An 11,326-nucleotide genomic window follows, 5' to 3' on the forward strand; every position below is an offset into this window, starting at 1 on the left:
GTAAGCGGTCTTTTAAGGGCGCCCCTTGCGGCCGCCGGCGGTATCCGCTAGACGGTTGAGGGCTTGAGCCTCCAGGGCAGCAGAGCCTCGTAGTCGTCGGCGGTCTGTGCGTGTGGCAACGCCTTGAACAAGGCAACGAGATACTGATACGGATCGACGTCGTTGGCCTTGCAGGTTTCCACCAGCGAGTAAAGACTTGCGCTAGCGTTGGCACCGGCCACGGTGTCGCAGAAGAGGAAGTTTCTCCGTCCGATCACGAATGGCCTAATCGCGTTCTCGCAGGGATTGTTCGAGATCGGCCAGGTTCCGTTCTCGATGTAGCGCACGAGCTTTGGCCACTGCCCATGCAGGTAGTGCAGCGCCTTGCCGAACAGGCTTTGCGGCAGCACGGTATGCAGATGTTGCAGCAGCATCGTTTCGATCTCGGCCAGCAGCGGCTGGCTTTGTTCGGCGCGAACCTGCTGCCGTTGTTCCGGCTTCATCTTGAGCGTGTGGCTTTCGATGGCAAACAGCTTGCCGATGCGCTGCAGGAATCCGGTGACCGGGTGGTCGGGGCGCTTGTCCTTGGGCAAGGCTTGCTCCGCCTCGACCAGGTAGCGGCGCGCGTGTGCCCAGCATCCGAGATGCACCAACTGATAGGTGTTTGCGACGTCGTCGTATGGTGCATAGCCGTCGGTCATCAACACCGCCCCAGGCTTGATGCCGGCATAGAGAGCCGTAGCCTGCTTTGTCTCGCGTGTCGGGCTATAGGCAAACAACCGTACCGGCGGCCCTGTGCCATTCATCTGCGCCCATAGGAAGCTCTTTCTCTGGGCAGGCCTGCCGGGCTCCTTGAGCACCTGTACCGTTGTCTCGTCACCGTACACGACGTCTGCTTCCAGCAGATGGTCACGCAGCAGGTTGATGATTGGCTGCACCGCCTGGCCTACTCGCACTATGCTTGCGGCCAGGGTGCCGCGAGAGAGGTCCCCGCCGAAGCGATGCAGCAGCGCTGCCTGGCGGTACAGCGGCAGGCCATCCTGATACTTCGAGGTGATGCACCAGGCCAGCGCCGATTCGGTAAGGAGTCCCTTGGGAATAATGCGCGCCGGTGCCGGCGTCGTCTTGATGCCGCCGTCGCAGCATGGGCAGGCGTACTTGACCCGCTGGTGCTGGATCACGCGGACCTGCTGCGGCACGATGTCGAGCTGTTCGCTGACCTCGACGCCAATCTCGACCAGAGCCTGGCCATCGAGGGGGCAGACGCGTTCCGATTCGGGTAGTTCGTGACGAACCTCGACACGGGGCAGCGCCGGGTCGAGCGGCTTGCGGCCGCGCTTCTTGCGTTTGTGTCCGGCCACTTCGGTCTCGGGCGTACCTTCTTCTTCCTGCGCCGGCTGCGCGGCCGCCGTCGCCAAGGCCTCGGCCTCATTGAGGAACAAGTCCTTCTGCTCCGAGCCTCGCGCCTCGCTCTTTGCGGCGAACAGCTTACGCTGAAACGCCTTGAGCTGTTCCAAGAGCAGGTCTCGCTGGACCGTCATCACACGCAGTTCGCCCTTGATTGCCTCGCGTTCCGCGAGTATTGCCTTGAGCTCGCGCTCGGCGTCTCGCAACAGTTGCAGCTCGGCGGCGGTAACGGTGACGGGCGTGGATGGCATGGCGGGTTAGACCGCTGCCGCCAAACAGCGTTCACGCAGCGCGATGGTATTCTCGGTGCGGGTGCCGGCGCATCGCCTCGATGTCGATTCCCTCGAGCAGCCAGTGCAACTGTTCGACCGTCAGCGTAGCCACAGCCGCCTCGCGTGGCCAGGCAAACCGGTCCGCCTCCAATCGCTTCAACAATAGCCAGAAGCCGTTGCGATCCCACCCGAGAATCTTGATGCGATCGGCCCGCTGGTTACGGAACACAAATACAGCCGATGCAAACGGATCCAGCCCGAGCGTCTGCTCGACCAGCAGTGCCAGGCCGTTGATGTTCTTACGGAAGTCCACTGCGTCGCGATGCAGATACACCCGCAGCTCAGCGTCGAGCCGAAACATCAACGGTCTCCACTCAGTGCTTCGATCATTGCCTTTACGAGCCCAACGTCTCGCTCGCTGCATTCGAGCTCAAGTGATACACCGTTGGGCAGCTTTGCGCTCAAGAGCGCCAGCGGTTGCGCTTGCCGCGGTGGCGGATCGCCAGTCGCTGATGCCGCTTCGTGACGCGGCACCGCAACCTTTGCAAGTGTCTCGATTGGCCGCGAATCCTGAACCTCCTGGACAACCGGCACGAATGCCGGCAACGCACCTCGCGCCTGCACTGAATCTCGGTAGTCCCGAATCCATTTGCGCAACTGGTTAGCGTTGATACCGGCCTTGAGCGCCGTGCCCGAGACCGATGCTCCCGATTGAAGACAGAACTCAATCAGACGCCGCTTGGCCGCTGGCTCGTAGTCGCGCTTCCCATTGGAGCGGACTCGCACCGCCTGCAGCGGAAATAGGTCAATCTCGTCTTGGATCATGTTTGCGTCCGCAAAGTCTTTGCGGACGCTAGCCTGCCAACGTTCAGCCTTCAATACCAGACGTCGTCAATTGAGCGCTTACGAATCATCCGTTGCTACGAGCCGGACTTGCGCAGTTGCTCGCGCATCCCACCCTTGGCCTGGAGGTCGTCGCCCCGGCATTGCCTGCGGGCATCCCCGGCGAACTGCACGCGTTCGATGAGCGAGCCGATCTGCTCGTCATCGGGCTGGACGAGGCCGAGGGCCCGATCAACGCTGGTCAATTCGCTGCCCAATTGCGCGAGGCCATCGATGCCAGCGAGGCCAGCCGCGTGGTGCTGCTCGCCGCAAGCCTGTCTGCTGAAGAAGCGCACGTCGCCATGACGTGCGGTGTGGACGCCTACTGCGCCAAATCGCAATCGCCCGAAGTCTTGCTGGCCACGCTGCGGCTGGTGCTGGCCGGCGGCCAGTCGTATCCGGCGTTGATGCCGCGTGCGGCGAATGCAGTCATGCCGATGCTCTCGCTGGATGCATCGGAAGCGGCGCAGCGGCTGAATGTTTCGCTGCGACAGTACGAAGTGCTGGTGTTGCTGTCGCGCGGTCACTCCGTCAAGGGTGTCGGCCGCCTGCTGGGCATTTCGGAGGCCACCGTCAAGACGCACGCGTGCACGCTGTATCGACGCCTGAACGTGCGCAACAAGAGCGAAGCGGTGTACGCCGCCATGCGCCTGGGGATTCCACTGGAACTGCAGGGCGGGGCTGCCGCCACCATCAGCGCTGCATCTGCGCACACATCGGTCCAGGTGTCTGGAGATGCGCAAGACGCAGATGTGTTCGTGCAAACCGCTGCACGCACACCGACTCCGCTCCAGGCCGGCGCACCGGCCCGAGACGCGGTGATGGCGTCTTCATCCCCCCAGCCGGGAGCGTCCGAGCGGACCACCACATCGGTGACTGCTTCGGGCGCTGAACTGGGCGCCGAATCGCGCTGGGCCGCCATGACACGGGCCTTTGGGGGCGTGACGCCTGCCAAGCCGATGCGCGCCCCGGTGCGCACCGCCAACGGTACGGCCCGCCTCGGCTGACTCAGCCCGGTCAACTCTTCATGCAATGCGGATGGCGTGCGCCCGCACGCGCCGCCCACTGGACATGACAACAATGACAACCCACGAGCCAATCTCCTGGAGCCTGCCGGCCGAGCGCAACAGCGCGGCCGCGGCATGGCATCCTCGCCGCTGCGCGATTGCTGCCGCCACCGTTGTGGTGGTCGGCACGGTGCCGATGATCGCGCACGCCGCGACCGACGATGCTTCCAACGCGGCCACGCGCCGCTTGATCGATACGCAACTGACCGACGCCGCGGCCAAGGGCCCGGCCACGTTTGCATCCACGACCGTCATCGCCGGCGGTGATGGCGTGCCGGCGTCTCCGGCCAACACGCTCCTTGTTGCGCAACAGGCGGTGCCGCCTGCGGATTCATCCGTCACGACATCGCCCGCGTCAACCGCGCCGGCTGCCACGTCGCCGATGCCTGCTGTTGAGGCGGCGCCCCCGGCGCCACCATCTGCGCCGCCGTCGCCCACGGTGATCCTGCCGCCAGGCGCCCCCGCACCGGATACGGCTGCACAGGCGCCCGCCGTGCCTTCGGGCCCGAGCGCTCAAGGCCCCGGCGCACTCGAACCGCTGCCGGTGTCGCCAGAAGCGGCCAATGCAGCAGCGACCCACGCCGCCGGCAATGCGCCTGACAATGCGCCCGTCGGCCCGATGCCGACCGACCGCCAGGCCTTCCACGATGAGGTCATGCGCGAGTCGCGCGAGGGCGCTGCCACGTTGGCGCAAGAGCACCTGCGCCAGCACCCGGACTGGTTCAAGGAAAGCGAATCGTGGCACGTTGACCATGCCGCCGCCGCGCAGCGCATCCGCTGGGGGCGTCAGCAGTTGAAGGTCATCAACGGGCCGGAACGCTTCGTCATCATCGATCAGGCTGTGGCCGAGATCGAGGCGCTGCTCAAGAAGGTGCCCGATACGCCGGAAAACGCAGAGTTCCGCCAGCAGATCGTGGCGGACGAAGTGGTGGCACTGGCTTCGCGCGGGCGCATGAAAGATGCCGTCAAGCGCTACGAAGCCATGTCGCAGACGGGCAAGGTGCCCGCCTACACGCGCGTGGCCGCGGGGGATGCCTATGCGTATCTCGATACGCCCGACAAGGCCGCAGATGCCTACGCCCGCGCGCTCAAGGATGCCAGCCCTGGCGAGATCGAAACCGGCGACGTTCAGGAAGGCCTGTTCTACGCCATGCTCGACACCGGGCGTTTTGAAGAGGCTCGCGCGCTGCTCGACAAGATGAAGGCCGACAACCCGGAATACGTGCGCCTGGCGCCCGAAGCCGGTACGCCCAATCCCGATTACTCGCGCATCAAACGTCTGGAAGCGCAGTACCTGATCCTGACGGGCCGCACGCACCAGGGCATTGCCGAGCTGGACAAGTGGCGCCACGAAGCACCGTTCGCCGCATCGCTCGTCAGCGCACGTGCCGACGGCGCGATGGTGCAGACCGAGCCGTATCGCTCGCGCGACATGTACAAGACCGCGCTGGCCGAGCACCCGGATGACCTGAGCGTGGTAGCCGGCTATGGCCGTGCATCGCTGGCAGTGGACGACCTGAAGACCGCCAAGGATGTCGCCAACGGGCTGGACGAGCGCTTTCCGGAGAACGGCTCGGTGCGTGCGCTGCGCAGGGATCTGGACGTCTATCAGAGCCCGCAGCTCATCATTCAGTCAACGGCGGACAAGGGCAATTCGGCGTTCGCCAACAACGAGTACGGTATCGACACCAAGGCCTACAGCGGCCCGTTTGCCGATCACTATCGACTGTTCTTCCACAACTTTGCCGGCCGCGCGCAGTTTGACGGCGCATCGCAGAGCCGTGTGCGCAACGGCGCGGGCCTGCAGTGGTTCGACACCGGCGTCGAGGTGAACGGCGAGGTGCACCAATCGGTTGGCGCGGTGGGCAAGACCGGCGGCACCCTGGATGCAGCGTGGATTCCGAGCGACCACTGGAAGGTGTCGGGCATGGTCACCAACGACGACCTGGAAGTGCCCTACAAGGCGTACCAGGTGGGCGTGACCGGCAAGACCGTCAGCGGCAACGTGCGCTACACCTGGGACGAAACGCGCTACGCCTCGCTCACGTATGGCGTGTCGCGCTACACCGACGACAACCTGCGCCAGCGCGTGGGAGCCAACTTCTATCAGCAGGTGTTCACCTCGCCGCGGCACACCATCGGCGTGCTGTTCGGGGCCGATACCAGCCGCAACACGATGACGGGCCTGAACTACTTCAGCCCATCGCGCGACTACAGCGGCCAGGCCACGGCCATCTGGTCGTGGACGCCCTGGCGCTACGCCGACAAGTCGTTCACGCAGCGCGTGTACCTGACCGGCGGCATGTACAACCAGCAGTCGTTCGGCAGCAGCCCGATGTACGAAGCGCGGCTGGAGCACGTGTGGCAAATCAATCGCAAGACGCAGGTGTCTTACGGCATCGGCTTTGGTCGCCATAGCTATGACGGCCAGCCTGAGAACCGCAAGTTCCTGTACCTGAACCTCAACATTCCGCTGTGATGCCCATGCAAGCTCTCCGACAACCGTCATTGCGACGATTCTTCGCCTGGATGGCACCGAGACTGGCGCTGGCCCTGACGTTGGCTTTCCTTGCTGCCGTTCGGCCTGCCGCCGCCGTTCAGGTGGACTTCCTGCCCAAGCCCGATCCGGACGATGGCAAGACGTTCCGCGTGCTGTGCTTTCACGACATCCGCGACAACCTGCGCGCCAGCTTCGAGACGTTGCCCGATGGGTTTGCCGTCGACACCAAGATGCTGACGAACATGTTCAGTTGGATCCAGGCCAACGGCTACCACCCGGTCACGCTCGCGCAGATCGACGAGGCGCGCCATGGCGGCAAGCCGCTGCCCAAGCGCCCGCTCCTGCTGACGTTCGATGACGGCTATGAAAGTCACTACACAAAGGTCTTCCCGCTGCTCAAGCAGTTCCGCTTTCCGGCGGTGTTCGGGCTGGTAACGGAGTGGACCAACGCACCCCAGGGATCGAAGGTCAAGCTGTCGGACAAGCAGATCGTGCCGCGGGACTTCTTCATGAACTGGAACCAGATCCGCGAGATGCAGGCCTCCGGCCTGGCAGAGTTCGCCACCCACACGGCAGATATGCACCACGGCGCGCTGGGCAACCCCCAGGGTAACGAGATGCCGGCGGCGACCACGCATGAATATCTGCGCAATCTGGGCCGCTATGAGACCGATGACGAATACCGCAAGCGTGTGCATGATGACCTGCAGCGCAGCATCGACCTGATCCAGAAGAACACGGGTACCAAGGTGCAGACGGTGGTGTGGCCGTATGGCGCCCACAACCTGATGGCTGACCAGGAGGCCGCCAACGTGGGCCTGAAGTACATGCTCACGCTGGAGCCGGGTCCGAACACGCCGGACGTGCCGCTCACCGCCATCCGCCGAAGCCTGATGGGCTACGACACCAACACCGGCGATCTGGAGCGTTCGCTGCGCGAGCCCGTGACTCATCACGGCGAGATCAACCCCGTGCAGCGCGTGGTGCAGGTTGACATGGATTACATCTACGACCCGGACCCGAAGCAGCAGGAAGCGAACCTCGGCAAGCTGATCGACCGCATCAAGGACTTGGCGCCGCGTGTGGTCTACCTGCAGGCCTTCGCCGATCCGAAGGGCAACGGCGCCGTGGACGCTGTGTACTTCCCGAACCGGCACATGCCGATGCGTGCGGACCTGTTCTCGCGCGTGTCGTGGCAGTTGAAGACGCGAGCAAAGGTGGAGGTGTACGCCTGGCTGCCGATGCTGTCGTACAAGCTGCCGGCCAACAACCCGGCCGCCACGCACCTGGTGCAGTCGTTGCCGGGCGCGCCGCAGAAGCCGGGCACCGTCAAGCCGCCGCGACTGTCGCCGTTCGATCCGCAGGCACGCCAGATGATCCGCGACATCTATGAGGACCTGGCCAAGAACTCGATCATCGACGGCGTGCTCTTCCACGACGACGGCGTGCTCGACGACTACGAAGATGCCAGCCCCGCCGCGCTCAAGGCCTACGAGGCCATGGGCCTGCCCGGCGATATCAACAAGATCCGCCAGTCGCCGGAGTTGATGCAGAAGTGGTCGAAGGCCAAGACCGCTGCGCTGATCTCGTTCTCGAAAGAGCTGATCGCGGTGGCGCAGGGCTATCAGAACGGCCGCGACATGCTGACCGCGCGCAACATCTTTTCGGGGCCGGTGCTTGATCCGAAGGCCGAGGCCTGGACGGCGCAGAACTATGACGACTTCCTGGAGGCGTACGACTACGTGGCGCTCGAAGCCATGCCGTACATGGAGGAAGCCAAGGACCCGAAGGATTGGATGAAGAAGCTGACCGCCGCCGTGGCCAAACACAAGGGTGGGCTGAAGAAGACCATCTTCGAGCTGCAGGCGGTGGACTGGCGCAATCAGGACAAGCCGATCCCGACGACCGAACTGCGTGACCAGATGCGCGCGCTGCGCTCGGCAGGGGCTCTGAATTACGGCTACTACCCGGATGATTTCATTGCCGGCCGGCCCGATACCGAGGTGCTGCGTGATGTGATGTCGCTCAAGACGTATATCGAGACGCGCAAGCCGCCCGGCGGCAATACGCGCAGCGTCGAGAAGCTCGACAGCAGTGCTGCCCCGCAGAGCCAGCCGCCGAAGGCCAGCGCGACGGGCGCAGACAAGCAGCCCGGGACGACCGAAGCGGCAGCGCCGTCCCACACCAACAAGGCGGGAGGCTGACATGGTGGACGCACTCGCCGCTAAGCGCTGGATCTCGGGCTTTGTCTTTTACTACCCGTTCTTCATGTCGTATTTCTGGATGATCGGCGGGCTGCTGCATTACTTCCTGCTCGAGCGGGGCACGCAGAACGTGCGGCATCCGCTGGCACTCCTGGGGGTGAAGAGCTATCCCAAGGTGTCGATCATCGTGCCCTGCTACAACGAAGAGGCCAATGTGCGCGAGGTGATCAGCCACCTCGCACGCATGCGGTATCCGAACTACGACATCATCGCCGTGAACGACGGCAGTTCTGACCGCACCGGTGAACGCCTGAACGAACTGGCGGCGGAATACCCGCAACTCGTGGTGATCCACCAGTCGTCCAACCAGGGCAAGGCGATTGGCCTCACCACCGCGGCGCAGGTGACCGACGCCGAGTACCTGATGTGCATCGATGGCGATTCGATCCTGGATGTGGATGCGATTGCCTGGATGATCCGCCACCTGATGGAGAACCCGACCATTGGCGCGGTGACGGGCAACCCGCGCATCCGCACGCGCTCGACCTTGCTGGGGCGCATGCAGGTGGGCGAGTTCTCGTCGATCGTGGGGCTCATCAAGCGCACGCAGCAGGTCTATGGCCGGCTGCTGACGGTGTCGGGCGTGGTCGTGATGTTCCGCAAGCACGCCATTGAAGATGTCGGCTACTGGAGCAACGACATGCTCACCGAAGACATCGACATCAGCTGGAAGCTGCAGGTGGGCGGCTGGATGATCCGTTACGAGCCGCGCGCGCTGTCATGGATCCTGATGCCCGAGACCTTCCGCGGCCTGTACAAGCAGCGCCTGCGCTGGGCCAAGGGCGGCATCCAGGCGCTGATCAAGTACGCGCCGGCCATGGTGAGCCTACGGCAATCGATGATGTGGCCGATCTTCTTCGAGTACGCACTGTCGGTCGTGTGGGCGTACAACATGCTGATCGTCATCACGTGGTCGGTGCTCGGCTTCTTCATCACCCTGCCACCCGAATGGCGCATGGAAGCCTTCCCGCGCTGGCACGGCACGCTGCTTTTCATCACATGCGTGCTGCAGTTGCTGATCGGCTGCTTTATTGATCGCCGCTACGACGACAACATCCTGCGCTACTTCATCGACACTGTCTGGTATCCGGTTGCGTTCTGGATCCTGAACCTTGTCACCACGGTGGTCGGCTTTCCGGCCGTCGCCTTCCAGCGTACGCGTGCCCGTGCCCGCTGGACCAGCCCTGACCGGGGCATCCAACAACAACAGGGGAATTCGCCATGACCATGCTTGTCATTGATGTTTCGCGAAACTCGATCCGACAGTCGTTCTCAGACAAGGGTGTCGTCGGCACCTTGCACCACGTGCTTTGGTTCCGCATCTTCCGGCCGGTGCTCGTGATTTCGATCTGGGGCCTGCTGGGCCTGTATGTGGGGTACTCCATCAGCAGCGTGGGCCCCAGCGGCCTGCCATTCGAGCAATTGCGCATGTACGGCAACATCATCGCCGGCATGGGCGGGGTGCTCGTGGTGTGGATGATCCTGTCGCGGTTGGACCGCGCCATTCGCCGCAAGCTTGTACGTGCGCCGGCGGTGCCCGCTCCATCCGTCGGGGCTTCCGCCCGCGCGTCGCGGGGGGCGTTGCATGGGCAGCAGCAACCGGCCTGGCAGCGTCCGCGCAACACGCGCCTGCTGGTGGTCGACCACGACGATGACGGCGATATCACCCACGTGCGCTCGTGGCAGGAGTGGGCGGGTCGCCCGGCACCTGCCGGCACCGCCACACCGCCCACGCCGTTCATCCGCAGCCCCGAATACGACCCGGAAGAGCCGGTACTGGGCATGCGCCCCGTCAGCGAGGCGATCGTGCTGGAGAACCTCGACCGCGAAGAGCCTTCGCTGGCACGCGTTGATGCACCTGCACAGCAACCGCGCGACGTGGTGAAGGCCGTGGATGCGGTGACGGCCGATGCCGCCGGCTTTCATCGCTTTGGCTATCGCGGCCGTCTGGGCCGTAACGATTGGGTCGAGCCGCAATCGGCCCAATCGCCAGCCCAGACGTACGCGATGCGGCCCGGTATGGCCCGCCATTACGGCAGCGTGACCGCCGTGGTGCATGGCCGTGCTGCAGTGCACGCAGCGGACCGAGCCACCGAACGCCATCGCGCGCTGCATGCATTTGGTGCGCATGCACAACTGGATGATCCGTACGCGCGACTCCAACGCGTCGAACGCATTGACCCGCTGCACGGCTTCGGCCGCCGTGCCAACATCGTCGACGACGACCTGTAAGGTCGCCCCCCAGCGCAGCACTCAGCGCCCCGGTGATGTGAGTCACCGGGGCGCGTTCTTTTGGGCAATTGATTTAGCGCAAACGGAGGAGGACGGACTTTTCTGTGATGCGCAATCGTTGCCGCCGGTGCGCAATACAGCACGGCAAACGGTTGATGCACCGTCATCGCCCATGCGGCCGCAGGCGCCGACGGAAGAAGGATGGAATTGCCCTCTTGAATGCCGCTGCGAGGGTGCCTATGCTGGCTTCTCCTGCAAGCCCAGCTGCTCTCTCCCGGTGTTCTTGGTGGCTCTTGCAGTGCTCATGGTGTCAGTGAAAACCAAGCCCACCCACCGTCACGCATGCCGTGGCCAACAGACAAGCTGGAGCCAACTGTGCTGAGTCCCCATGAATTTGCCGTCCTGCTTCTCGTCAACGACGGCGCCGAATCCGACGACCTGGATCGCGCCGATGTCGAAGCGCTCATCGAGCGACAGCTCGTGACGCTGGAACGCCGTGGCCCCGACCACAGCTATGCCCGGGTAACCCTCCAGGGCTACGTTTTGCTCAAGGCTTCCGGACACGTTCGCACCAGCGGCCGCCGTTCGATGGCCGCGTCTCACTAGACGATCCTTCCTCATTGCAGTGCAGCAAGTCGTTGCCTGGGCGCAAAGTCCAGGACGGCGAGTGATGTGCCTGCGATCGATACAGACAGAAACGCGCTGTTCGTGGCCCAAGCGCAC

At 64.0% G+C, this 11,326-nt stretch carries 9 protein-coding genes; 6 read left to right on the forward strand and 3 right to left on the reverse strand.

Annotation, left to right across the window (positions count from 1 at the left end; translation table 11 throughout):
• Nucleotides 1-47: 47 nt before the first annotated feature.
• Genes tnpC through tnpA form a run of 3 tightly spaced genes read right to left on the reverse strand, consistent with a single transcriptional unit; the run spans nt 48 to nt 2,483 of the window.
• Nucleotides 48-1,637: an IS66 family transposase gene (gene tnpC, locus BG83_RS0114840; protein WP_008652249.1), complete on the reverse strand. Its 1,590-nt coding sequence runs from the start codon at nt 1,635-1,637 to the stop codon at nt 48-50.
• A gap of 31 nt (nt 1,638-1,668) precedes the next feature.
• Complete coding sequence (tnpB, locus tag BG83_RS0114845) at nt 1,669-2,019, reverse strand: IS66 family insertion sequence element accessory protein TnpB (RefSeq protein ID WP_008652247.1); 351 nt, start codon at nt 2,017-2,019, stop codon at nt 1,669-1,671.
• On the reverse strand, nt 2,019-2,483 hold the full coding sequence (tnpA, locus tag BG83_RS0114850; RefSeq protein ID WP_008652244.1) for an IS66-like element accessory protein TnpA: 465 nt from the start codon (nt 2,481-2,483) through the stop codon (nt 2,019-2,021). Before tnpA ends, tnpB begins: the two co-directional genes overlap by 1 nt.
• Before the next feature lie 92 nt (nt 2,484-2,575).
• On the opposite strand from tnpA, the gene BG83_RS0114855 reads away from it, so the two are divergent.
• The 6 genes from BG83_RS0114855 to BG83_RS28810 all read left to right on the forward strand — a co-directional run bounded on the left by BG83_RS0114855 (nt 2,576) and on the right by BG83_RS28810 (nt 11,209).
• Nucleotides 2,576-3,547, forward strand: a complete 972-nt coding sequence (locus BG83_RS0114855; RefSeq protein ID WP_037031941.1) for a LuxR C-terminal-related transcriptional regulator — start codon at nt 2,576-2,578, stop codon at nt 3,545-3,547.
• Between the two features lie 73 nt (nt 3,548-3,620).
• Nucleotides 3,621-6,086 carry a poly-beta-1,6 N-acetyl-D-glucosamine export porin PgaA gene (pgaA, locus tag BG83_RS0114860; protein ID WP_024977487.1) on the forward strand — a complete coding sequence of 822 codons (2,466 nt, stop codon included), beginning with the start codon at nt 3,621-3,623 and terminating at the stop codon, nt 6,084-6,086.
• A 50-nt stretch (nt 6,087-6,136) separates the two neighbouring features.
• Nucleotides 6,137-8,311: a poly-beta-1,6-N-acetyl-D-glucosamine N-deacetylase PgaB gene (gene pgaB, locus BG83_RS0114865; protein ID WP_235193201.1), complete on the forward strand. Its 2,175-nt coding sequence runs from the start codon at nt 6,137-6,139 to the stop codon at nt 8,309-8,311.
• 1 nt (nt 8,312) lies between these two features.
• Nucleotides 8,313-9,596, forward strand: coding sequence for a poly-beta-1,6-N-acetyl-D-glucosamine synthase (pgaC, locus tag BG83_RS0114870; protein WP_024977489.1), 1,284 nt, complete (start codon nt 8,313-8,315; stop codon nt 9,594-9,596).
• Complete coding sequence (locus BG83_RS0114875) at nt 9,593-10,603, forward strand: PgaD family protein (RefSeq protein WP_024977490.1); 1,011 nt, start codon at nt 9,593-9,595, stop codon at nt 10,601-10,603. Before pgaC ends, BG83_RS0114875 begins: the two co-directional genes overlap by 4 nt.
• Before the next feature lie 375 nt (nt 10,604-10,978).
• Nucleotides 10,979-11,209: a hypothetical protein gene (locus tag BG83_RS28810; RefSeq protein WP_024977491.1), complete on the forward strand. Its 231-nt coding sequence runs from the start codon at nt 10,979-10,981 to the stop codon at nt 11,207-11,209.
• Nucleotides 11,210-11,326 lie beyond the last annotated feature (117 nt).

The sequence above is a fragment of the Ralstonia pickettii genome (assembly GCF_000607165.1).
GTDB lineage: Bacteria > Pseudomonadota > Gammaproteobacteria > Burkholderiales > Burkholderiaceae > Ralstonia > Ralstonia holmesii.